Here is a 21,216-nt window from a genome sequence, read left to right as displayed (position 1 = left end):
CGCCCCACGAGGGGCGCCGGGCCAGCAGGTCAGCGGTCGGCGTCGGTGTAGACGATCATCCCGCGGATGTTCTTGCCGTCCCGCATGTCCTGATAGCCCTGGTTGATCTCCTCCAGGGAGTACTTCTGCGTCACCAGCCCGTCGAGCTTCAGCTGGCCCGCCTGGTAGAGGCCGAGCAGCGCCGGGATCTCCGCGCGCGGGTTCGCGCCGCCGAAGATCGCGCCCTGCAGGTCCTTCTGCAGCAGGGTGAACTCGAACAGGTTGAGCTTCACGTCCATGTTGGCCGCGTTGCCCATGCCGGTGACGACGACCCGGCCGCCCTTGCCGATCAGCGAGACGGCGGTCTGCACGTCCTCGCCCTGGATGTCGCCGACGGTGATGATCGCCTTCTCCGCCATCCGGCCCCAGGTCATCTCGTTGACCGCGGGCATCGCCTCCTCGGCGGTGGCGAACACGTGCGTGGCGCCGAAGTCCTTGGCCCACTGGTGCTTCTCGGTCACCGGCTCGATCACCACCACGTGCCGCGCCCCGGCGGCCGCGGCGCCCTGGACGGCGTTCATCCCCACCCCGCCGGCGCCCATGACGACCACCGACTCACCCGGGCGGACGTCGGCGACCTTGGTGGCCGAGCCCCAGCCGGTGGTCACGCCGCAGCCCACCAGCGCGGCGATCTCCAGCGGGATGCTCGGGTCGATCTTCACCACTGACGCCTGGTGCACGGTGATGTAGGGGGCGAACGTGCCGAGCAGGCACATCGGGACGACGTCCTTGCCCTGCACCTGCACCCGGTAGGAGCCGTCGGAGATCGACGTCCCGGCCAGCAGGCTGGCGCCGAGGTCGCAGAGGTTCTGGTGGCCGTTGGAGCACGGCGGGCACTGCCCGCAGGCCGGGATGAACGCGGTCACCACGTGGTCGCCGACGGCCAGCCCGGTCACCCCGGGCCCCACGGCCGTGACGACGCCGGCGCCCTCGTGCCCGCCGAGCACCGGGTAGGAGCCGACCGGGGTGCCCCCGGTGACCAGGTGCTCGTCGGAGTGGCACAACCCCGAGGCCGCGAGCTCGACGGTCACCTCGTTCGCGCGCGGATCGCCGATCTCGATCTCCTCGATCGCCCACTCCTGGCCGACACCCCACAGGATCGCGCCCTTGGTCCTCATCGAGCTCTCCTCAGCACGTGCCACGTCGCCGTTGACGTGGTCCGGCTCACAGACTGCTGAGCGGTCACGACGACGTCAAGGTGGTCGGCGAGGGGTGGCGGGCGGCCGGATGGTGCGCCAGAGTGCAGCATCCGCACGCCGGTGAGCGCGCGGGTACTGCCGACGAGAGGCGTCAACGTGGACAACCTCGCTGTGCTCAGCCTGCTGGCCCTGCTCCCGATCCTGGTGGTCGGCGTCCTCCTGGCCGGGCTGCGATGGCCGGCGAAACGGGCCATGCCCGTGGGCTTCGTGGTGGTCGTGCTGGTGGCCCTGTTCGCCTGGGAGATGAGCGCCACGGCGATCGCCGCCTCGGTGGTCCAGGGCCTGCTCCTGGCGCTGACCTTGCTCTACATCGTCTTCGGCGCCCTGCTGCTGCTGGAGACGCTGACCAAGAGCGGCGCGATGGCCACCATCCGGGCCGGGTTCACCAGCATCAGCCCCGACCGGCGGGTGCAGGCGATCATCATCGGCTGGCTGTTCGGCAGCTTCATCGAGGGCGCGTCCGGCTTCGGCACCCCCGCCGCCGTGGTCGCCCCACTGCTGCTGGCCCTGGGCTTCCCGGCGATGGCCGCGGTCATGGTGGGCCTGATCATCCAGAGCACGCCGGTCAGCTTCGGCGCGGTCGGCACCCCGATCCTGGTCGGCGTCAGCGGCGGCCTGAGCGGGTCCGACGCCGTCGAGCAGCGGACCTCGGTGCTCGGCATCCAGTTCCCCGAGTTCCTCGAGCGGATCGGCCTGCAGGTGGCGCTGATCCACGGGGCCATCGGCACGCTCATCCCGCTGTTCCTCGCCTGCATGCTGTGCGGCTTCTTCGGTGAGCGGAAGCGGTTCGCCGACGGCCTGGCGATCTGGCCCTTCGCGCTGTTCGCCGCGTTCGCGATGACCATCCCGTCGGTCACCGTCGCCGCGGTGCTCGGCCCGGAGTTCCCGTCGCTGCTCGGCGGGCTGACCGGCCTGGTCATCGTGATGTTCGCGTCCAGCCGCGGCTTCCTGATGCCCAAGAAGACCTGGGACTTCCCGGCCCGCGAGCGCTGGGCGACCAACTGGATGGGCAGCCTGTCGCCGGAGGACGAGAAGGACGTCGCCGGCCCGAAGATGAGCATCTGGCTGGCCTGGACGCCGTACGTGATCGTCGCCGCGCTGCTGGTGCTCAGCCGCACGGTCGACCCGGTGACGGAGTTCCTCACCACCGGCTGGCGGGTCGTCAACGTCGACGACATCTTCGGCACCGGCATCGCCCAGGCGCTGCAGGTCGTCTACCTGCCCGGGTTCCTGTTCATCCTCACCTGCCTGATCACCTATGCGCTGCACCGGATGCGCGGGCCGCAGATCGCCGCGTCGTGGAAGGTGGCCGGCAGCCAGCTGGCCGGTGCGGCGGTGGCGCTGCTGTTCGCCCTCCCGCTGGTCCGGGTGTTCATCAACTCCGGTGCCGACTTCAACGACTCCGGCCTGGCGTCGATGCCGCTCACCCTCGCCGAGGGGGCCGCGTCGATCGCCGGCGGGGCCTGGCCCGCGTTCGCCCCGTGGATCGGCGCGCTGGGAGCCTTCGTGGCGGGCAGCAACACCGTCAGCAACCTGATGTTCTCGCTGTTCCAGTTCTCCACCGGCGAGCAGATCGGCGTCACCCCGGAGACCGTCGTCGCCACCCAGGCGGTCGGCGGCGCGGCGGGCAACATGATCACGGTGCACAACATCGTGGCGGCGTCTGCGACGGTCGGGCTGATCGGCCGCGAGGGCGACCTGATCCGCAAGACGATCCTGCCGACCATCTACTACTGCCTGATGGCCGGCGCGATCTCGCTGGTGGCGATCTACGGCTTCGGGGCCAACCTGAGCACGCTGTGGCTCGCCGTCCTGCTGGTCGCGCTCGCGGCGCTGATCATCGCGCTCCGGCGGGCGCCGGGCCGGGACAACGACGAGCTGGTCGGCGCCGGGGGTGGGGCCACGACCGGCTCGGCACCCGGTGACGGGCGCGAGCACACCGACATGGTCGTCGACCCCAGCCGCACCCGCGACGACCGCTGACCGGACTGACCCCCTGCGCCGTCCGGTGCAGGGGGTCAGTCGGGCAGGACGACGTCCAGGGTGAGCAGTTCGTGGGCGACCGTGCCCGACCCGGTGATCCCGGCGAGCGCGGCGGTGCCCGACCCGGCGACCACCCGGGCCCACTGGGTGGTGGTCACCCCCTCACCCATCTCCGCGCCGTGCTCGAGGACGAAGCTGCCACGACGACCGGCCAGGGCGCCGGTGATCCGCTCCTGGGCCACGTAGGAGGCGCCGCGCTCGCCCTGGGTGGTGAGCGCGTGGCCGGTGGCCGAGCCGGTGAGGTCCTCGCCGTCGTAGGTCTTCACCAGCACGACCCGCCCGGTGGCCGGTCCGCCCGGCTCAGCAGGCGCCGGGTCGGGGACGGCGTCCCAGGTGTCGATGGTGAACGGCGCGCTCAGGTGCAGGTCCATGCCGGGCATCCTGGCCCGGATCCCGCCCGCTGTCCCGGGTGCGGGCGCCGGGCAGACTCGCCGGCGTGACGGTGGTGGTGGTCGGTGCCGGCCCGGTGGGGGTGACCGCTGCCCTGCTGCTGGCCCGCCGGGGCGTCGACGTCCTGGTGCTCGACCGGCACCCGGCCGCCTACCCGCAGCCGCGCGCGGTGCACCTGGACGACGAGTCGCTGCGGGTGCTGCAGGCCGCCGGGGTGGCCGACGCCTTCGCTGCGGTCAGCCGGCCGATGGCCGGGCTGCGCCTGCTGGACGGCGCCCACCGCACGCTCGCCGAGTTCCCCCGCGGCGACGGCGAGCACGGCTGGCCCCAGGCCTCGATGTTCAGCCAGCCCGACCTGGAGGCGGTGCTCCGCGCGGCGCTGGCCGCCGAACCGCGGGCCGAGCTGCGCGGCGGGGTCGAGGTGTTGCACGTGGAACAACCGGGACCCGTCCGTCTCACCGTCCGCGACCGGGCCACCGGCGCCGAGGAGGTGCTGGCCGCCGACGCGGTGCTCGGCTGCGACGGCGCGAACAGCACGGTGCGCCGGCTGATCGGGTCGTGGATGCACGACCTCGGCCCGTCCGAGCGCTGGCTGGTGGTCGACCTGGCCGCCGACGCGCCGCTGGACGTCTGGCCCGGCGTGCACCAGGTCTGCGACCCGGTGCGCCCGGCGACGTTCATGCCGATCGCCGGCGACCGCTACCGCGCCGAGTTCCGGCTGGCGCCGGGGGAGTCGCCGGCCGACCTGGACCTGTCGGAGCTGCTTGGGAGGTTCGGCACGGAGGACTGCACCGTCGTCCGCACCGCGGAGTACACCTACGCCGCGCAGGTGGCCGACCGCTGGCGCGACCGGCGGGTGCTGCTCTGCGGCGACGCCGCGCACCTGACCCCGCCGTTCATCGGCCAGGGGCTGGGGCTGGGCCTGCGCGACGTGCACCAGCTGACCTGGAAGCTCGCCGCGGTGCTGGACGGCGCGGACCACGCCCTGCTGGACACCCACCAGGCCGAGCGGGCGCCGCACGCCCGGGCGCTGATCCGGGTCGCCGTGCTGCTCGGCGCGCTGATGACCGGCGGGGGTGAGCGGGCGGTGCTGGCCCGGCGGGCCGCGCTGACCGCGGTGCAGCGCGTGCCCCGGCTGGCCGCCTTCGCCGCCGCCAGCCGGACGCCGCCGCTGCGTCGTGGACCGCTGGTGCGCCGGCCCCGCGTCGCGCCCGGGTCGCCGGTCGGGGCGCTCCTGCCGCAGCCGCCGGTCGCGGGCCCCGGCCGGCTGGACGACCTGCTCGGCCTCGGCTGGGCGGTGCTGACCGACGGCGCGCCGGTGCCTGAGGACTGGCCGGGGCCGGTGCTGCGGGCTGACCGCCTCGGCTCACCGGAGCTGGTCCGCTGGCTCGGGGGCCGGTCGGTACTGGTCCGCCCGGACCGGATCGTGGCGGCCGTCCGGCGGTGAGCACGTCCTCCGCCGGCGGTCGGTCACGCGGACGGTCGAGCCCTAGGCGTACTGCCGCCCAGTCGAGGCCCGCTCGGCCGCCTGGGCCTGCTGTGTCAGGGCGGCCGCCAGCGCCGAGGCGCATGCGTGCACGCGCTGCTGGGCGGCCCGGATCGCCTGCTCGTCCGCCCGGGCGTCGACGAGGCGCTGCAGCGCCTCCTGCGCCTCGGCGAGCTGCTGTCTCAGTGCCTTGATCGCCGGCGTGCTGCCGTCCGCGGCGCCGCCCTCGGGGGAGGCCTCGGCGGCTCCGCCGGGCGTCCGCTGTGCCCCGGTGCGGGCGTCAGCCGCCCGGGACTGACGGAACGCTGCAGCGATCACCGAACTGCTGCTGCCCACCGCACTGACCGACACGACGCCTCCCGGGAGTGACTGCTCCCTCCTGCCATCGGCTGTTGCGTGACGTCCTTGATCCGAGCGGCACATCTCCTGCCCACCGAGCGCACCGGGACCCCACCCTGGCCGGGGGCTGTCCGGGTGGGGTCCCGACGGGCTGTCGCTGCGCGTCTTCCAGCGGAACACCCGGGCGCGGCGCTGCTACGAGTCCGCCGGCTTCGCCCTGTCGACGAGGACGACGGCAGCGGCAACGAGGAGTGGGAACCCGACTGCACCTACACCTGGCGGGGCGCCTGAGCGGTCTGACGGCCCAGGGGGCGGGCGCGCCAGACCACGGCGAGCGCGGTGTCCCCGGTGCGGCTCGGCTCGACGCGCTCGATGGGGAAGCCCTCACGCTCGTAGAAGGAGCCCGCGCGCTCGTTGGCCGCGAAGTGCTCGATGCAGAGCCGGTCGGCGTCGTCCGGCAGCTGGCCGATGACGGCGTCGAGCAGCTGGCGGCCCAGCCCCCGGCTTCGGTGCTCCGGGTGGACGTAGAGCTTCCAGACCACGTGGTCGTCGCCGTAGCGCCCGCGCTGGGCGACGCCGACCAGCTGCGCACCGGCCTCGGCGATGATCACCAGGCCCGCGGCCACGGCGGCGCCGATGGACGTCTCGTCCCACCAGTCGCGGACCTGGCCGGCCGCGGCCTCTGCGCCGATCAGCGGCGTGTAGTGCGGCGGCACGTGCTCCGCACCGAATCGGCAGATGGCCGGGACGTCATCCGGCTCGGCGACGCGGACGACCGGCTCGACTCCCGACACGGTGGCATCGTCACACGGGGGCATCGTCCCGCACGACGGTTGTCGACCGGGCAGCTCCGTGCGGACGCCGGCTGCCCCGGACGTGCGGTGCCGATCGAGGTGGTGGAGGAACGGTGTCGTACCGGCCCGGACGTCGTCCTCGTAGAGGATCCGCCCGGGCGGTGGTGCGCAGCTCCACCCACGGCACCCCGTACCGGTCCAGCAGGTCGAGGTAGCCGGTGCTGATCTGGAGGAGCTCCACCGCCGTCTCCTCGAACCACCCGCGGGCGCCCGGGTCGTCGACGGTCCAGCGCCCCCGGCGTGCTGGCCTCCCCCGCGGCTAGCGTGACCGGGGTGAGCTTCGACGTCGCAGCACTCCGCGCCCACTTCCCCGCCCTGACCGACGGGGCCGCGCACTTCGACGGCCCGGGCGGCTCGCAGACCCCGGACGTCGTCGCGCAGGCGGTGGCCGCCACGATGACCCGGCCGATGGCCAACCGCGGCTCGGTCACCCAGGCCGAGCGGAACGCCGACGCGGTGGTCGTCGAGGCCCGGCAGGCGGTCGCCGACCTGACCGGCGGGCACGCCGGCGGCGTCGTCTTCGGGCGCAGCGCCACCGCGCTGACCTACGAGTTCGCCCGCACGCTGAGCGCCGGCTGGGGCGCCGGCGACGAGGTGGTGGTCACCCGGCTGGACCACGACGCCAACATCCGGCCCTGGGTGCAGGCGGCGGAGGCGTGCGGGGCGACGGTCCGGTGGGCCGACTTCGACCCGGCCACCGGTGAGCTCGACCCGGCGACCGTCGGGGCGCTGCTGTCCGAGCGCACCCGGCTGGTCGCCCTCACCGGCGCCTCCAACCTGATCGGCACCCGCCCGGACGTCGCCGCGATCACCACGCTCGCGCACGAGGCCGGCGCGCTGACCTGGGTCGACGGCGTGCACCTCACCGCGCACGCGCCGGTGGACGTCACCGCCCTGGGCGCGGACTTCTTCGTCTGCTCGCCGTACAAGTTCCTCGGCCCGCACTGCGGCTGCCTCGTCGCCGCGCCGGAGCTGCTGGAGACGCTGCACCCGGACAAGCTGCTGCCCTCCAGCAACGCCGTCCCGGAGCGGTTCGAGCTGGGCACGCTGCCCTACGAGCTGCTGGCCGGCACCACCGCGGCGATCGACCTGCTGGCCGCGCAGGCCGGCGACGAGGGCGACCGCCGCAGCCGGCTGGTCGCCGCGATGGCCGCGATCGAGCAGCACGAGGACCGGCTGCGCGAGCGGGTCGAGGACGGCGTCCGCGACCTGCCCGGCGTGACCCTGTGGTCACGGGCGGCCCTGCGCACCCCCACCCTGCTGCTCACCTTCGACGGCCGGGACGCGGCCGACGCCCATCGGGCCCTGGCCGAGCGGGGCGTCAACGCCCCCGCCGGCTCCTTCTACGCCCTCGAGGCGAGCCGCCACCTGGGGCTGGGCGACACCGGTGGCCTGCGGGTCGGTCTCGCCCCCTACAGCGACGAGTCCGACGTCGACCGCCTGCTCGCCGGCCTCCGGGAGTGGCTGTCCGCCTGATGCCGGCCGGGCGGCCAGCCGCCCACCGGTGACGGCGAGCACGACGACGGCGACGGCGATCAGCAGCCGGAAGTCGACCAGGCCGACCAGCAGCGCGCCCAGCCCGGAGGAGACGGTCTGCGCGCCGTTCATCGCCACCATGCCGGCGCCCGCCACCCGCCCCTGCAGGTGGCGGGGTGTCCGCTTCTGCCGAGCGGTGACCCAGGCGACGACGAACCAGGGGATCGCCGCCCCGGCCAGCGCCGACCCGGCCAGCACCAGCGCCGTGGAGCCGAACGCCATCGGGGTCAGCGCCACGGCGAAGGCGGCCAGCGCCACCCCGACCGCGCGGCCCTCGCCGACCCGGCGCAGCAGCCAGGCGGCGGTGAGCCCGCCGACGACGCTGCCACCGCCCTGCACGCTGGTCAGCACCCCGAAGAACGCGGCCGGCTGGCCGAGACCCTCGTCGATGACCGCGAAGACCACCGTGTCCAGGAGGCCGAGCACCCCCATCCCGGCCGCCAGGGCCAGCACGATCTGCCGCAGCACCGGGTCACCGCCCAGGTGCCGGAACCCGGCGGCGAACTCCCGGCGGAACGACTCCCGGGCCACCGCCGCCGGGTCGGACTCGGCCACCCGCACGGTGGTCAGCACCAGGGCGGCGACCGCGAAGGTCCCGGCCGTCAGCATCGCCACCGAGCCGCCGCCGAACCCCGCGTACAGGCCCGCGCCGACCAGCGGGCTGACCAGCCGGAGCCCCTGGTCGACGGTCGACAGCGCGGCGTTGGCCGAGCCGAGCTGAGCGTCGGGGAGCAGGTCGCGGAGCAGCCCGGACTGCGCCGCGCTGTGCGTGATCGCGACCAGGCCGTAGCCCAGCGCCACCGCGTACAGCAGCCACAACTGGTCGGGCCCTCGGACGGTGAGCAGGGAGAGCACCCCCGCGCCGGCGGCGAGGTCGACTCCGATCAGCAGCGGGCGGCGGCGCACCCGGTCGACCAGGTGGCCGATCACCGGTGCGGCCGCGGTGGGCAGCAGGATCGCCAGGAAGACCAGCCCGGCGGCGGAGTTGCTGCCGGTCAGCTCCTTCGCCCAGATGGCCAGGGTCAGGTACAGCGCGCTGTCGCCGAAGTTGCCCAGTGACCAGCCGAGGAACAGCCGGCGGAACCGCGGCTCGGCGAAGGCGCCCATCAGCCGGTGCCGGTGCTCAGGCCCACGCTGGTGGCGGTGAACAGCCGCACCGGCCGGGCGCCGTCGGGCCGGCCGGCCGGGTCGCCGGCGCGCTGGACGAAGAACTGCTCGGTGACCGCGGCCAGCGCCTCGTGCAGCTCGGCCACCTCCTCGGCGGTGAGCCAGGCCGTCGACCCCGACATCTGGGTGGCGTCGCGCCAGGGTGGGTCCTCGGCGTCGCGCCGCGCCCACCAGGCGCGCAGCCGCCCGGCCTCCTGGTCCAGGAGGAACTCGTCGACCGCGGCGGCGACGGCCCGGCCCTCCGCGTCAGGCGCCGGCTCGATCAGCTGGGTGGTCGAGGTCAGCCGCCAGGGTTTCTCCCGGCCGGTGCCGGGTGCGCGCTCGATGAAGCCGTGCTTCTCCAGGGTGCGCAGGTGGAACGAGCAGCTGGCGACGCTCTCGCCCACCAGCTCGGCACACCGGGTGGCCGTCGCGGTGCCCTCGCCGGACAGGGCCTCGAGCAGGGCGAGTCGCACCGGGTGGGCGAGCGCCCGGATCGCCTGGGGGTCGCGGACATGGCGACGTCCGTCGTCGGTCATGCGGCGAGCGTGGCATGCGCAAGAAGTCTTGCGCAAGAGTCCTTTAGCTTTCCGCGATTGCTTTGATCGCGACCAGCGTTGCGGGGATGCTCTCGTGCGCCGCGCGGGTGCGGTTCTCGATCTGGGCCTGCGCCTGGTCGCCGTAGGTCTCGGCGAAGAAGGCCAGCCCGGCGGGGAGGAACTCCCACGACTCGGTCAGCAGGGTGCCGCCGTCCACCGGCTCTAGCGTGTAGCCCCAGCGCACCAGCGTGCCGCGCACGGCCCAGGCGAACTCGCTCCCGCGCTCGGCGGCGACCACCTGGCTGCGGGTCTCCCAGACCCGGCCGGGCACCTCGTTGCGGCCGGTGAACCAGTCGCCCACCTGGCCCGATGCCCCCTCGTCCCACCAGCAGGCGGTGCAGATCGGGCTCCACTCGCCGGTGCGCGTCACGTCCGACACCAGGTCGTAGAGGGCGTCGGGGGAGGTGGCGACGACGATCGACCCGGCGTGGGTCAGGCTCTCGGTCACCGGGGCAGTCTCTACCTGTGCTGCCGGCGGCTGCCGCCGTGCCAGTCCTCCTGCGCGCCGACCTGGTCCGGTTCGACGCCGAGCCCGCGCAGCTGGGGCAGCTCCCGCAGGCTGCGCTTGAGCTCGGCGAAACCGGGGAAGCCCGCCAGGCCGACCACGTGGTCCCACAGTGCGACGGCCTCGTCCTCGGCGGGCAGCCGGCTGATCACCGGGCCGAAGAACGCCACCCCGGCCGGCGGCTGGAAGTGCAGGATCGGCGTCCCGACGTCCTTGCCGGTCAGCGCCAGCGCCTCGTCGGTCTCGGCCTGGATCAGCTGGTCCTGCGAGGTGTCCTCCAGCGCGTCGGCCAGCTCGGCCGGCAGCCCGGCGCCGGCCAGCACCGGCTCCAGGTAGGTGCGGGTGCCCCGGTCGCCGCCGGTCGCGCCGGGGTCGGGCGGGGTGTCGAAGATGCGCCGTCCCAGCGCCTCGTAGAGCGTGCCGACCGCCGCCGGGCCGTGCTCGGCGCGGGTGCGCGCGGCGACCCGCAGCAGCCGCAGGCCGGCGGTGTGCCCGCCCTCGTACTCCGGCGGGAACTGGGCGGCGTAGTCGACGTGGGCGTTGACGAGCCGCAGCGAGATGAACCGCCAGTCGACCGTGTAATCGCGCTGGTCCATGACCAGCCGCACCCACTTGCTGGTCATCCAGGCGAACGGGCACACCGGGTCGAAGTAGAAGTGGACGTCGGCATCGGCCATGCCCCGAGGCTGCCACCGACGGACCGGTCCGGCTCGTTGCCGGCAGGAGGGATGGAACCGAGACCGGCGGGTACCAGCCTGCTCATGTGCAGCGCCCACCGGTCGCTGCCCCGTCCCACGACCTCTGGAGCGCCACCATGGCCCGCAGCACCCTCTCCCGTTCCCTGCACGACGTCGGCCTGGCCGCCTGGTTCGGCGGCACGCTCGCCAATGCGGTCTCGCTCAACGCCGCCGCCGGCGAGGCCGGCAGCGACCGGGCCACCGGCGCCGTCGCCAACGCCGGCTGGGACCGCTGGACCCCGGTCAACGCCGCCGCCATCGGTGCGCACCTGATCGGCAGCGTCGGCCAGCTCGCCGCGAACAAGCAGCGCGTCGCGCAGCAGCAGGGCGTCGGCGCGATGTCGACGGCGAAGACCGTGCTCACCGCTGCCGCCCTGGGCGTCACCGCCTACAGCCGAGTGCTGGGGCAGATCGTCTCCGCCAACGGCGCGACGCCGTCGAAGCGGGGCACCAAGGCCTCCAAGCGGGCCAAGGGCGAGGTCGCGGCCGCCCAGGCGCGCCTGGACCAGCTGCAGTGGGTCATCCCGGCCATCACCGGCACGCTCGTCGTCATCAGCTCCTACGCCGGTGAGCAGCAGCGCCCGTCCGAGGTGCTGCGCGGCACCTCCGCGAAGCCGACGGCCTGACGCGGTCGCGGCCGGCCGTCAGCCGACGGCCGGCCGCAGGGCCCGGACGGCGTTGCGGCTGGCCTTGGCCAGGTAGAGCTGGGCGTCGGCCTCGGCCAGCAGCTCCCGGGGAACCGCACCCCCGCCGCCGGCCGCGGCGATCCCGATCGACAGGCTGACGCCCGGCTCCGCGAAGCCCTCGGGGCGCAGCTCCAGCGAGCGGGCGCGCATCCGCTCGGCGATCCGCACGGCGACCTGCGCGTCGGCGCCGGGCAGCAGGACGGCGAGCTCGTCACCGCCGAGGCGGGCGACCAGGTCGCCCTCCCGGACGTGCTCCCGCAGGACGGTGGCGACCTCGCGGAGCGCGGCGTCCCCGGCGGCGTGGCCGTACCGGTCGTTGACCTGCTTGAAGTGGTCGACGTCGACGAGCGCCACGGCCAGCCGGCCGCCGTCCGCGCGTGCCCGGGCGCACGCCTCGGCCAGGTCGGCGTCCCACCTGCGGCGGTTGGCCACGCCGGTCAGCGGGTCCTCCAGGCTGAGCCGCTCCAGCTGTACCAGCAGTTCCCGGGTCCGGCGCTGTTCCTCCTCCAGCCAGAGCCGGCTGATGAGTGCGCTCACGGCGAGCTGCGCCCGCCGCCAGTGGGCCAGCGACGCCACCAGTGAGGTGATGGCCAGGAAGACGGCCACCGCCGCGACCAGCCGGGGGCGCAGCGGGGTCGGGTCGACGACCAGGGCGAGGGTCAGGGCGGTCCAGGTGGTGGCGACGAGCAGGACGGTCCACCGGGGCCGGACCGCCAGCAGCACGCCGCTGCCGTGCAGGGCCAGGGACGACCCGAGCAGGTAGAACTCGACGTGGCTGACGTCGGTGAGCATCCAGGCGGTGGTGACCTGCACGACTGCCAGGACGCCGAAGGCGAGCGCAGCCGGCGCCCGGCGGCCGACCGGGTGCCGCCACAGCAGCCAGAGCAGCGCCGCGATCACCGCCGTCCCGGCGGCCCGGACCGCGATCAGCCGGTCAGCGGCGCCGGGCTCGAGCGCGAGGTCGAGCACCGCCCAGGCCGGGTAGCCGACCGCCGCCACGGCGCAGACGAGCAGCGCGGACGTCCGGGCGCGGGCGCGCACGTCGGCGCGCACGGCGTCGGGGAGTGGTCCGTCGGGCCAGGGCAGGCCCGAGGGAGCGGAGCGGGTCACCCCAGGGACAACGGACGGCGCTCAACGGAACTGCACGGTCTCGCCGGTCACGTCCCCCGGAGGGGGTGCCCGCGGGACGATCCCCTGGTGGTCAGCGCAGGCTGGGGAAGCCGGCGGCCAGCTCGTCGAAGGCGTCGTGCAGCGCGCGGGCCAGCGGCAGCCGGACGTCGGCGAGCCACATCTCGAACGCCGTCGTCGCCGCCGCCCGGGTGCTGGTGGCGACCAGCCGCGGCACCAGCGCGTCCGGCGGGACGCCGGTGCGCCGGGCCACGTGCGCGGCGACCACCCGGTCGACGTCGCCGTAGCGCACCTGGGAGTGGGCCAGCAGCGCCGGCTCGGTGAGGATCAGCCGCATCCGCTGGCGCAGCGTCGGCAGCGCGGCGTCGTCGTAGTCGTTGACCTCCACGTAGGCGGCGCAGATCGAGGCGAGCACCGACTGGCTCCCGGCGGTCGCCGCGAGCATCGCCTCCAGCCGGACGACGTGGCCGTCGAAGTCGCCCCACACGGCGTCGGCCTTGGTGCCGAAGTAGCGGAAGAAGGTCCGGCGGCTGATCCCGGCCGCGTCGGCGACCTCGTCGATGGTCACCGCCTCGAACCCCTGCGCCGTGAACAGGTCCAGCGCCGCCTGCTCGATCCGCGCGCGGGTCTCCTCGCGCGCGTCGGTGGGGACCACGATCTCGGTCACGGCCGCCATCCTGCTACCCCGGCGTCGCCGTGCACCGGCCCCACGCGGTGGTCTTGCCGGTGGCACTCGGTGTCACTACGGTCGGCGTCGTCCCACCCGTGACCCAGCTCACCCGGAGGCAGCGTGGCCGAGACGACGCAGGACGAGACGCAGACCCCGACGATCGTGGAGGACGAGCTCGTTGAGGAGTCCCTCGTCGAGGAGGTCTCCATCGACGGCATGTGCGGCGTCTACTGAGTTCGACGATGACCTCGACCGCGCCGGCGGCCGCGCTGTTCGACCCGGAGCGGCCCTGGCGGCGTGCCCGGTCGGTGGCGCTGCGGCCGGAGCCCTTCGGTGCGCTGGTCTACCACTTCGGCACCCGGAAGCTGTCCTTCCTGAAGTCCCAGCTGCTGGTCGAGGTCGTCACCGCCCTGGCCGACCACCCGACGGCGACCGCCACCCTCGTGGCGTGCGGCGTCCCCGAGGCCCAGCGCCCCGCCTATGTCCGCGCGCTGGCCGACCTGGCGCGTTCGCAGATGCTCGAATGCCGCACCGAGGAGCCCGCGTGACCGCCGTCCTGCCTTCTCCCCGCCCCACGGGCGGGCGGCTCATCGACCAGTTCGAGTACGGGCTGGACGCCCCGATCTGCCTGACCTGGGAGCTCACCTACGCCTGCAACCTGGCGTGCGTGCACTGCCTGTCCTCCTCCGGACGGCGGGACCCCCGCGAGCTGAGCACCGCCGAGGCCGAGGCGGTGATCGACGAGCTGCAGCGGATGCAGGTCTTCTACGTCAACGTCGGCGGCGGCGAGCCGACCGTGCGGCCCGACTTCTGGCACCTGCTCGACTACGCCGTCGGCCACGACGTCGGGGTCAAGTTCTCCACCAACGGCGTCAAGCTGGACCGGGCCCGGGCCCAGCAGCTGGCCCGCACCGACTACGTCGACGTGCAGATCTCCCTGGACGGCGCCACGGCCGAGGTCAACGACCGGGTGCGCGGGGCCGGCTCGTTCGCCACCGCGACCCGGGCGCTGGAGAACCTGGCCGAGGCCGGGATGCGCGACTTCAAGGTCTCGGTCGTCGTCACCCGGGAGAACGCCGGCCAGCTCGACGAGTTCAAGGAGCTCACCGACCGCTACGGCGCCCAGCTGCGGATCACCCGGCTGCGACCGTCCGGCCGGGGTGCCGACGTCTGGGACCAGCTGCACCCCACGATGGCCCAGCAGCGCGACCTCTACTCCTGGCTGCTGGCCAACGGCGAGCAGGTGCTCACCGGCGACTCGTTCTTCCACCTGTCCGCGTTCGGTGAGGCGCTGCCCGGGCTGAACCTGTGCGGCGCCGGGCGGGTGGTCTGCCTGATCGACCCGGTCGGCGACGTGTACGCCTGCCCGTTCGCCATCCACGAGCAGTTCCTGGCCGGCAACGTCCGCTCACCCGGTGGGTTCCAGCAGGTGTGGCAGCACTCGGAGCTGTTCGCCGACCTGCGCAGCCCGCAGACCGGCGGGGCCTGCACGAAGTGCGCGCACTTCGACGCCTGCCGGGGCGGGTGCATGGCGGCAAAGTTCTTCACCGGCCTGCCGCTGGACGGCCCCGACCCCGAGTGCGTGCAGGGGTACGGGGAGGCGGCGCTGGCCGCCCGCGACGCAGCGACGGTCACGCCGAAGAGCCACCTGGACCACTCGCACACCGGCCCGGTCCGCGGTCAGCCCACCCTGCTCGGGATGCCGTCGATCCCGGCTGGGCCGCCGGCCGCACCGCCCACCCGGCCCTGCAACGAGTCGCCGCTGGCCGGGATGGCCTGACCGGCGGTCAGCGGAGCGGGGCGACCAGGCCGGGGGCGGCGGCCTGGCCGGGCAGCAGGTCGGCGAAGGCGAGCAGGGCGAAGAAGACGACGAGCACGGCGACGGTGAGCATCGGGCACCTCCACAGGTGGTCGGGTCACCCACTGTCGGCCGCCCTCCTGGACGTCGTCCGGGTGTCGGCTGTGAGCCCGCTGCGCGTCGGTCCCCGGTCGTCCCGGCGGCCGGCTCCCCGCTGACCTAGGGTTCCGGCGTGGCGCGGAGCGGTGGGAGCACCCGGTCGCGCCCGTCCAGCGACACGGCCGGCAGCCGCCGGCTGCGCGGACTGCACGTGCGGTTCCGGCACCCCGCGCAGGCGGTGGTCGCCGCCTTCGCCGCGGCGGTGGCCGTCGGCACCGGGCTGCTCTCCCTGCCGGGAGCGACCGCCGGCCCGGCGCGCGCCGGGTTCATGGAGGCGCTGTTCACCGCCACCTCGTCGGTCTGCGTGACCGGGCTGATCACCGTGGACACCCCGACCTACTGGAGCGGGTTCGGGCAGGCGGTCATCCTCGGGCTCATCCAGGTGGGTGGCTTCGGGATCATGACCCTGGCCTCGGTGCTGGCGCTGCTGCTGGCCCGCCGCCTCGGGCTGCGCGCCCGGCTGAACGCCGCGGCGGAGACCAAGAGCCTCGGGGTCGGTGACATCCGGCAGCTGCTGATCGGGGTCGCCAAGGCCAGCCTGCTGTTCGAGTCGGTGGTCGCCGTGCTGCTGACCGCGCGCTTCGCCCTCGGCTACGACGAGCCGCTGCCCCGGGCGCTGTGGCTGGGCGTCTTCCACTCGGTGTCGGCGTTCAACAACGCCGGCTTCGCGCTCTACAGCGACAGCCTGATGTCCTTCGTCACCGACCCGTGGATCTGCCTGCCCATCGTGGGCGCGGTGATCGCCGGCGGACTCGGGTTCCCGGTGCTGCTGCAGCTGCGGCGCGAGTTCCGCACCCCACGCACCTGGACGATGAACACCCGGCTGGTGCTGGCCGGGACCGCGGCGCTGCTGCTGCTCGGCACGGTGTTCCTCACCGCGCTGGAGTGGCGCAACCCGGACACGCTCGGCCCGCTCAGCGTGCCGGGCAAGCTGCTCGCCGGGTTCACCGCCGCGGTCATGCCGCGCACCGCCGGCTTCAACAACCTCGACATCGCCGCGATGGAGCCGGCCAGCTGGCTGGGCATGGACCTGCTGATGTTCATCGGCGGCGGGCCGGCCGGGACGGCGGGCGGCATCAAGGTCACCACGTTCCTGGTGCTGTTCTTCATCATCTACACCGAGGTGCGCGGCGAGGGCGCCGTCAACGTCTTCGGCAAGCGGCTCCCGCGGTCGGTGCACCGGCAGGCGACGACGGTGGCCCTGCTGTCGCTGGCCGCGGTGATGGGGCCGACGATCGTGCTGCTGGTGATCACCCCGTTCACGCTCGACCAGGTGCTGTTCGAGGTGGTCTCCGCCTTCGCCACCGTCGGCCTGTCCACCGGCATCACCGCCGACCTGCCGGTGGCCGGCCAGCTGCTGTTGGTGGCGCTCATGTTCATCGGCCGGCTCGGCCCCATCACGCTGGCCTCGGCGCTCGCGCTGCGGCAGCACACCCAGCTGTACGAACTGCCGAAGGAGCGACCCGTCATTGGCTGACTGGCTGACCCGCCACCGCCCGCAGGAACGCGCCGACTCCAACGCCGTGGTCGTGATCGGCCTCGGCCGGTTCGGCTCGGCGCTGGCCCTGGAGCTGATGGCCGCGGGCACCGAGGTGCTGGGCATCGACGACGACCCGGACATCGTCCAGGGCCTCAACGGACGGCTGACCCAGGTCGTACGGGCCGACAGCACGAAGGAGGAGGTGCTGCGCCAGCTCTCGGTGCCCGACTTCGACTTCGCCGTCGTGGGGATCGGGACCAACGTGGAGGCGAGCATCCTGACCACCTCGCTGCTGCTCAACTTCGAGATCCGCAACGTGTGGGCCAAGGCGCTCAGCGAGCCGCACGGCCGCATCCTCCAGCAGCTCGGCGTCGGCCACGTCGTCTTCCCCGAGCACGACATGGGACGCCGGGTGGCCCACCTGGTGCGCGGGACGGTGCTGGACTACATCCAGTTCGAGGACGACTTCGCCATGGTCAAGACCCGGCCTCCGACGGAGATCCTGGGCCGCCGGCTGGGCGACACCGGGGTGCGCACCAGGTACGGGGTGACCATCGTGGCCGTGCACCGCCGCGGCGAGGGCTTCAGCTACGCCACCGCGGACACCGTCGTCGAGGCCGACGACATGATCCTGGTCGCCGGCCGCACCAAGCTCGCCGAACGCTTCAGCCGCCTCCACTGACCTCAGCTCCGATGGGGATGGCCGGGTCGGCCTCGTCGACGGTGACACCCCGTCTGACAGGGTCCACGGTCGTGAGGTTGCAGCAGGCCACCTGGCCGGACCTGGACGGGCGGTCGCCGCTGGTCGTCGTCGCCCTGGGGTCGGTGGAGCAGCACGGCCGGCACCTGCCGCTGACCACCGACACGGTGATCGCGCAGGCCGTGGCCGAGGCGGCCGTCCCCGAGCTGGACGACGCGGTGCTCGCGCCGGCGCTGGCCTACGGCGCCAGCGGTGAGCACGAGGACTTCCCCGGCACCATCTCGATCGGCACCGAGGCGCTCGCCGCGCTGCTGGTCGAGTACGGGCGCTCGGTGGGCCGCTGGGCGGGCCGGCTGCTGGTGGTCAACGGGCACGGCGGCAACCTCGAGGCGCTGCGCACCGCCGTCCCCCGGCTCCGGCAGGAGGGGCGGGACGTCGCCTGGTTCCCCTGCGGCGTCCCCGGCGGCGACGCGCACGCCGGGCGGACCGAGACGTCACTGGTGTTGCACGTGGAACCTGCTGCGGTGCGCGCGGAGCTGGCCGAGGCGGGGGAGACCACGCCGATCGCCGAGCTGCTGCCCCGGCTGCGGGCCGAGGGGGTGCGCGCGGTCAGCCCGCTCGGCGTGCTCGGCGACCCGTCGGGCGCCTCGGCGGCGGAGGGGTCGGCGATGCTCGCCGCCCTGGTCGGCCGGCTGGTCGCCGCCGTCCGGGGCTGGGACGCCGACGCCGCCGGGCGGCTCCTGGGCTGACCCAGGTGCGCACCCGGCGGCGCCGGTGGTGCGGTCGTGCGGGGAGTGCGGGTACTCAGTCCGCCAGCGCGTCGGCGAACAGCGGGACGGCGTTGTCGAGGGCGTACTGGATGCCCTGCGGGGTGCCGATCGAGAAGGCGCTGGTCAGCGTCTCGTCGTCCAGCACCACCGCGTTGCCGGCCTGCACCGACGGGATCGCCTGCCACAGCGGGTTGCCGGTGATCTCACTGGCCTCGACGAAGATCGGGAAGGCGACGGTCAGGTCGGCGTCCAGCAGCGGCAGCTGCTCCTCGCTGACCGAGACGTAGAAGCTCTCGCCGGCCAGGTCCTGGATCGCCGGGGCGTTGGTGAACCCGAGCTGCTCCATGAAGTCCACCCGGGAGTCGCCGCGCACGTAGGCGCCGAACCCGTCGGAGGTGTAGGCGGCGACGGCGACCTCGGTGCCGTCGAACTCCGGGTGCGCCTCGGCCGCGTCGGCGAACGCCTGGTCGATCTCGTCCTCGATCGCCTCGGCCTCCTCGGTCTTGGCCAGGGCCTGGCCGATCAGGTCGAGCTGCTGGTCGAGGGAGACGACGTAGGGGTCGGTGTCCTCGGGCTGGCTGATCGTCGGGGCGATGTCGCTCAGCGCGTCGTACCGCTCCTGGGTCGCCGGGGACTTGGTGTCCAGGATCAGGTCGGGGTCCAGCGCCGCGATCGCCTCGATGCTGGGCTCCAGCGTCTCGATGATCTCCGGGGCCTCGTCGTACTCGCCCTCGGCCCACGGGCCGACGCCCTCGCCGCCGAAGCCGAGCCAGTCGCTGGCGCCGACCGGCTGCACGCCCAGCGCGAGCGCGATCTCCGCGTCGCCCCAGCCGAGGGCGACCACGCGGGTCGGCTCCTCGGGGACCTCGACATCGCCGAAGGCGGTGCTGACGGTGACCGGGAAGGCGCCCGAGGAGCTGCTGGTGCTGCCACCGCCCTCGGCGCCGGTGTCGTCGCTGGCGTCGGTGCCGCCGCAGCTGGTGACGACGAGTGCGGTCGCCACGAGGGCGGCACCGCGGAGGGGGAGGCGGGACATGCGAGCTCCTTCGAGGTGGTGAGGTGAGCCTGACCTAACCACAAGGAGGTCACGGTCCGGTCACCGTCCGGCCGGGGTGCGCGGGGAACAGGTGATGACCCACGGCGGTTGACCAGGACAGTCGCGATCAGCCCGCCCCACCGGGGGTGGACGTCCCGCGCAGACCGAGGAGACCACCATGCGAAACGGCATCCACCCCGAGTACCGCACCGTCGTGTTCCAGGACACCTCGACGGGCGAGACCTTCCGGACCCGCTCGACGGTCGAGACGACCCGGACGATCGAGCTGGACGGCGAGACGCTGCCCGTGGTCCCGGTCGAGATCAGCGCGTCCTCCCACCCGTTCTGGACCGGCAACCAGCGCGTGCTGGACACCGCCGGCCGGGTCGAGAAGTTCAACCAGCGCTACGGCGCCCGCACCCGCGGCTGAGCGCCTGCACCACCTGATCGACGCCGCCGGGCCCCGCGTGGGCCCGGCGGCGTCGGCGTCTGCGGGTGCGGTCAGGCCGGGACGTCGGCGGGCAGGGTGCGCAGCGCGCGCATGCCCACCGCCCCGGTGGCCGCCGCCGACAGCAGCACGCCGAGGGTGGCCGCCAGCACGGTCGGGGTGTAGCCGGCGGGGGTGTCGTACGGCAGCCGGCTCACCAGGGCAGGCAGCAGGGCCACGCCCAGGACGGCGGTGGCCAGCTCGGCGGCCCCCCGCTCCGGCCGCCGGCGGACGAGCAGCACCCCGGCGGTGGCCACCAGTGCGATCCCCAACTGGACGAACGGGTCGCTCAGTGGGAGCAGCCCGCCGGGCGGATCGGCGGGGAAGAGCGTCAGCAGCAGGGCGCCGACCGCCCACGGTGCGACGACCAGCAGGCCGAGCCAGACGGGCCACCACGGGCGGCGCACCGGTGGGCCGGTCGGGGCGAGGACGGCGGCGACCAGCGGCACGGCGACGGTCAGCTGGGTCGGCAGGCTCATGAGCAGCCCTGGTCCGCCCACCCCCATCGCCACCTCGACGAGCAGGGCGACCAGCACCGCCAGGGCCAGCGGGCGGGTGGCCGCCAGCCCGCGCAGCGCGCAGACGCCCAGGGCCACGGTGAGCCCGCTGCTGACCGCGCCCACGGCGTCCCAGGGCCCCCAGCGCACGGGGCCGAGGTCGGGGGCGTCGACCAGCGGCAGCACGCCGTGCAGCCACGCGGTCGTCACCAGCCCCATCAGGGCCATCGACGCCAGCGCCACCGTGCCGGCCACCGCCACCAGCCGCACCGTCCGGCCGGTCGCCACCGCCCGCACCGACGCGCCCGGTGCCCCCAGTCGCAGCCGCAGCGCCAGCCGGGCGACGTCGAGCCGGTCGGCGAGCGACGGGCTGCCGAACTCGGCGTACTCCGGGTCGTCGGCGGTCGTGGCCTCGAGCCAGGTCTCGGTCATGTCGTCGGCCCACCGGGAGCGGGCCGGCTCGGGCAGCCAGGTCAGCAGCCGCCGGTAACGCTGCTCCAGCGGGCTCATGCCGGCCGCACCGCGAGCCGGGCCCGGACGGCGCGGGCGTTGGACTCCTGTCGGGCCAGCTCGGCTTCCAGTGCCTGCCGGCCGGCCGCGGTGAGCCGGTGGTAGCGGCGCACCCGGCCGGCGTGCACCTCCTCGCGGTCGGGTTCGACCCGCCCCTCGGCGACCAGCCGGTCGAGGACGCCGTAGAGGGTGCCCACCCGCAGCGTGACCCGGCCGCCGGACAGCTCCTCGACCTCGCCGATCACCCCGTAGCCGTGCCGGGGGCGGTCGGCGAGCGCGGCGAGCACGAGGAACGTCGGTTCGGTGAGCGGGCGGGCGTCCATGCCGGGACGCTAGCGGCTCGATGCATCGGATGTCGATGCATCGGGTCGCGGAGCGCGAGGGTGGTGTCGGTGGACGCGGTTAGGGTCCCGCCCGGGAGC

The 21,216-nt window shown here is 74.3% G+C and carries 24 protein-coding genes and 1 pseudogene; 11 read left to right on the top strand and 14 right to left on the bottom strand.

The window, feature by feature from the left end; all coding sequences use genetic code 11:
• Positions 1-29: 29 nt before the first annotated feature.
• A complete protein-coding gene (locus tag HLA93_RS12470) occupies positions 30-1,157 on the bottom strand; it encodes an NDMA-dependent alcohol dehydrogenase (RefSeq protein ID WP_222194688.1) in 1,128 nt (375 codons plus the stop codon).
• A gap of 177 nt (positions 1,158-1,334) precedes the next feature.
• On the opposite strand from HLA93_RS12470, the gene HLA93_RS12465 reads away from it, so the two are divergent.
• Positions 1,335-3,221 (top strand): L-lactate permease, encoded by a 1,887-nt coding sequence (locus HLA93_RS12465; protein ID WP_222194687.1) that lies wholly within the window; start codon positions 1,335-1,337, stop codon positions 3,219-3,221.
• Between the two features lie 35 nt (positions 3,222-3,256).
• Here HLA93_RS12465 and HLA93_RS12460 read toward each other — a convergent pair whose 3' ends face one another.
• Complete coding sequence (locus HLA93_RS12460) at positions 3,257-3,652, bottom strand: DUF3224 domain-containing protein (protein WP_222194686.1); 396 nt, start codon at positions 3,650-3,652, stop codon at positions 3,257-3,259.
• A gap of 65 nt (positions 3,653-3,717) precedes the next feature.
• On the opposite strand from HLA93_RS12460, the gene HLA93_RS12455 reads away from it, so the two are divergent.
• Positions 3,718-5,118 carry a bifunctional 3-(3-hydroxy-phenyl)propionate/3-hydroxycinnamic acid hydroxylase gene (locus HLA93_RS12455; RefSeq protein WP_222194685.1) on the top strand — a complete coding sequence of 467 codons (1,401 nt, stop codon included), beginning with the start codon at positions 3,718-3,720 and terminating at the stop codon, positions 5,116-5,118.
• A 42-nt stretch (positions 5,119-5,160) separates the two neighbouring features.
• Here HLA93_RS12455 and HLA93_RS12450 read toward each other — a convergent pair whose 3' ends face one another.
• The 3 genes from HLA93_RS12450 to HLA93_RS12440 all read right to left on the bottom strand — a co-directional run bounded on the left by HLA93_RS12450 (position 5,161) and on the right by HLA93_RS12440 (position 6,531).
• Positions 5,161-5,508: a hypothetical protein gene (locus HLA93_RS12450; RefSeq protein ID WP_222194684.1), complete on the bottom strand. Its 348-nt coding sequence runs from the start codon at positions 5,506-5,508 to the stop codon at positions 5,161-5,163.
• A gap of 257 nt (positions 5,509-5,765) precedes the next feature.
• Positions 5,766-6,290, bottom strand: coding sequence for a GNAT family N-acetyltransferase (locus HLA93_RS12445; RefSeq protein ID WP_222194683.1), 525 nt, complete (start codon positions 6,288-6,290; stop codon positions 5,766-5,768).
• 10 nt (positions 6,291-6,300) lie between these two features.
• Positions 6,301-6,531, bottom strand: coding sequence for a hypothetical protein (locus HLA93_RS12440; RefSeq protein ID WP_222194682.1), 231 nt, complete (start codon positions 6,529-6,531; stop codon positions 6,301-6,303).
• A 92-nt stretch (positions 6,532-6,623) separates the two neighbouring features.
• Between HLA93_RS12440 and HLA93_RS12435 the strand changes: the two genes are divergently transcribed.
• Entirely contained in the window at positions 6,624-7,826 is a 1,203-nt protein-coding gene (locus HLA93_RS12435) for a cysteine desulfurase-like protein (RefSeq protein WP_222194681.1), read from the top strand.
• Between the two features lie 33 nt (positions 7,827-7,859).
• On the opposite strand, the pseudogene HLA93_RS21000 reads toward HLA93_RS12435, so the two are convergent.
• From HLA93_RS21000 to HLA93_RS12420, 4 genes and pseudogenes are all read right to left on the bottom strand, one after another.
• A pseudogene (locus tag HLA93_RS21000) lies at positions 7,860-8,993 on the bottom strand (MFS transporter); the annotation flags it as partial.
• A complete protein-coding gene (locus HLA93_RS12430) occupies positions 8,993-9,571 on the bottom strand; it encodes a winged helix-turn-helix domain-containing protein (RefSeq protein ID WP_222194680.1) in 579 nt (192 codons plus the stop codon). The pseudogene HLA93_RS21000 and the gene HLA93_RS12430, both read right to left, overlap by 1 nt.
• Before the next feature lie 43 nt (positions 9,572-9,614).
• On the bottom strand, positions 9,615-10,079 hold the full coding sequence (locus HLA93_RS12425) for an SRPBCC family protein (protein WP_222194679.1): 465 nt from the start codon (positions 10,077-10,079) through the stop codon (positions 9,615-9,617).
• 11 nt (positions 10,080-10,090) lie between these two features.
• Positions 10,091-10,813 carry a mycothiol-dependent nitroreductase Rv2466c family protein gene (locus tag HLA93_RS12420; RefSeq protein ID WP_222194678.1) on the bottom strand — a complete coding sequence of 241 codons (723 nt, stop codon included), beginning with the start codon at positions 10,811-10,813 and terminating at the stop codon, positions 10,091-10,093.
• An 86-nt stretch (positions 10,814-10,899) separates the two neighbouring features.
• Between HLA93_RS12420 and HLA93_RS12415 the strand changes: the two genes are divergently transcribed.
• Positions 10,900-11,499 carry a hypothetical protein gene (locus HLA93_RS12415; RefSeq protein ID WP_308128092.1) on the top strand — a complete coding sequence of 200 codons (600 nt, stop codon included), beginning with the start codon at positions 10,900-10,902 and terminating at the stop codon, positions 11,497-11,499.
• 18 nt (positions 11,500-11,517) lie between these two features.
• Here HLA93_RS12415 and HLA93_RS12410 read toward each other — a convergent pair whose 3' ends face one another.
• Together HLA93_RS12410 and mftR are read right to left on the bottom strand one after the other, a co-directional pair.
• Positions 11,518-12,669: a GGDEF domain-containing protein gene (locus HLA93_RS12410; protein WP_308128091.1), complete on the bottom strand. Its 1,152-nt coding sequence runs from the start codon at positions 12,667-12,669 to the stop codon at positions 11,518-11,520.
• Positions 12,670-12,760: 91 nt separating this feature from the next.
• Positions 12,761-13,354, bottom strand: a complete 594-nt coding sequence (mftR, locus tag HLA93_RS12405) for a mycofactocin system transcriptional regulator (protein ID WP_308128090.1) — start codon at positions 13,352-13,354, stop codon at positions 12,761-12,763.
• A gap of 123 nt (positions 13,355-13,477) precedes the next feature.
• Here mftR and mftA point away from each other — a divergent pair, with 123 nt between their 5' ends.
• From mftA to mftE, 6 genes are all read left to right on the top strand, one after another.
• Complete coding sequence (mftA, locus tag HLA93_RS22045) at positions 13,478-13,591, top strand: mycofactocin precursor MftA (protein WP_222194676.1); 114 nt, start codon at positions 13,478-13,480, stop codon at positions 13,589-13,591.
• 8 nt (positions 13,592-13,599) lie between these two features.
• Positions 13,600-13,905 (top strand): mycofactocin biosynthesis chaperone MftB, encoded by a 306-nt coding sequence (mftB, locus tag HLA93_RS12395; protein WP_222194675.1) that lies wholly within the window; start codon positions 13,600-13,602, stop codon positions 13,903-13,905.
• On the top strand, positions 13,902-15,137 hold the full coding sequence (gene mftC / locus HLA93_RS12390) for a mycofactocin radical SAM maturase (protein ID WP_222194674.1): 1,236 nt from the start codon (positions 13,902-13,904) through the stop codon (positions 15,135-15,137). Before mftB ends, mftC begins: the two co-directional genes overlap by 4 nt.
• 250 nt (positions 15,138-15,387) lie before the next feature.
• Positions 15,388-16,791, top strand: a complete 1,404-nt coding sequence (locus HLA93_RS12385; RefSeq protein WP_222194673.1) for a TrkH family potassium uptake protein — start codon at positions 15,388-15,390, stop codon at positions 16,789-16,791.
• On the top strand, positions 16,784-17,476 hold the full coding sequence (locus tag HLA93_RS12380; protein ID WP_246626415.1) for a potassium channel family protein: 693 nt from the start codon (positions 16,784-16,786) through the stop codon (positions 17,474-17,476). Before HLA93_RS12385 ends, HLA93_RS12380 begins: the two co-directional genes overlap by 8 nt.
• A gap of 71 nt (positions 17,477-17,547) precedes the next feature.
• Entirely contained in the window at positions 17,548-18,243 is a 696-nt protein-coding gene (gene mftE, locus HLA93_RS12375; RefSeq protein WP_308128089.1) for a mycofactocin biosynthesis peptidyl-dipeptidase MftE, read from the top strand.
• A gap of 55 nt (positions 18,244-18,298) precedes the next feature.
• Here the strand turns inward: mftE and HLA93_RS12370 are convergent, their stop codons facing one another.
• Positions 18,299-19,300 (bottom strand): ABC transporter substrate-binding protein, encoded by a 1,002-nt coding sequence (locus HLA93_RS12370; protein WP_222194671.1) that lies wholly within the window; start codon positions 19,298-19,300, stop codon positions 18,299-18,301.
• A gap of 178 nt (positions 19,301-19,478) precedes the next feature.
• Here HLA93_RS12370 and HLA93_RS12365 point away from each other — a divergent pair, with 178 nt between their 5' ends.
• Positions 19,479-19,730, top strand: a complete 252-nt coding sequence (locus HLA93_RS12365) for a type B 50S ribosomal protein L31 (RefSeq protein ID WP_222194670.1) — start codon at positions 19,479-19,481, stop codon at positions 19,728-19,730.
• Positions 19,731-19,801: 71 nt separating this feature from the next.
• On the opposite strand, the gene HLA93_RS12360 is transcribed toward HLA93_RS12365, so the two are convergent.
• Positions 19,802-20,794 carry a hypothetical protein gene (locus HLA93_RS12360; RefSeq protein WP_222194669.1) on the bottom strand — a complete coding sequence of 331 codons (993 nt, stop codon included), beginning with the start codon at positions 20,792-20,794 and terminating at the stop codon, positions 19,802-19,804.
• The gene (locus HLA93_RS12355; RefSeq protein WP_222194668.1) at positions 20,791-21,117 is read right to left on the bottom strand and encodes a PadR family transcriptional regulator; all 327 of its coding nucleotides are present in this window, start codon (positions 21,115-21,117) and stop codon (positions 20,791-20,793) included. The genes HLA93_RS12360 and HLA93_RS12355 overlap by 4 nt, the downstream gene beginning before the upstream one ends.
• Between the last annotated feature and the right edge of the window lie 99 nt (positions 21,118-21,216).

Origin of the sequence: Modestobacter italicus (assembly GCF_019799965.1) — a bacterium.
Taxonomy (GTDB): domain Bacteria; phylum Actinomycetota; class Actinomycetes; order Mycobacteriales; family Geodermatophilaceae; genus Modestobacter; species Modestobacter italicus_A.
This window is presented reverse-complemented; position numbering and strand designations above follow the sequence as displayed.

Coding starts and splice junctions, on each gene's coding strand:
- HLA93_RS12355 (WP_222194668.1), bottom strand. CDS start 21,117: ATGGACGCCCGCCCGCTCACCGAACCGACGTTCCTCGTGCTCGCCGCG.
- HLA93_RS12370 (WP_222194671.1), bottom strand. CDS start 19,300: ATGTCCCGCCTCCCCCTCCGCGGTGCCGCCCTCGTGGCGACCGCACTC.
- HLA93_RS12360 (WP_222194669.1), bottom strand. CDS start 20,794: ATGAGCCCGCTGGAGCAGCGTTACCGGCGGCTGCTGACCTGGCTGCCC.
- HLA93_RS12460 (WP_222194686.1), bottom strand. CDS start 3,652: ATGGACCTGCACCTGAGCGCGCCGTTCACCATCGACACCTGGGACGCC.
- HLA93_RS12365 (WP_222194670.1), top strand. CDS start 19,479: ATGCGAAACGGCATCCACCCCGAGTACCGCACCGTCGTGTTCCAGGAC.
- mftB (WP_222194675.1), top strand. CDS start 13,600: ATGACCTCGACCGCGCCGGCGGCCGCGCTGTTCGACCCGGAGCGGCCC.
- HLA93_RS12470 (WP_222194688.1), bottom strand. CDS start 1,157: ATGAGGACCAAGGGCGCGATCCTGTGGGGTGTCGGCCAGGAGTGGGCG.
- HLA93_RS12420 (WP_222194678.1), bottom strand. CDS start 10,813: ATGGCCGATGCCGACGTCCACTTCTACTTCGACCCGGTGTGCCCGTTC.
- HLA93_RS12430 (WP_222194680.1), bottom strand. CDS start 9,571: ATGACCGACGACGGACGTCGCCATGTCCGCGACCCCCAGGCGATCCGG.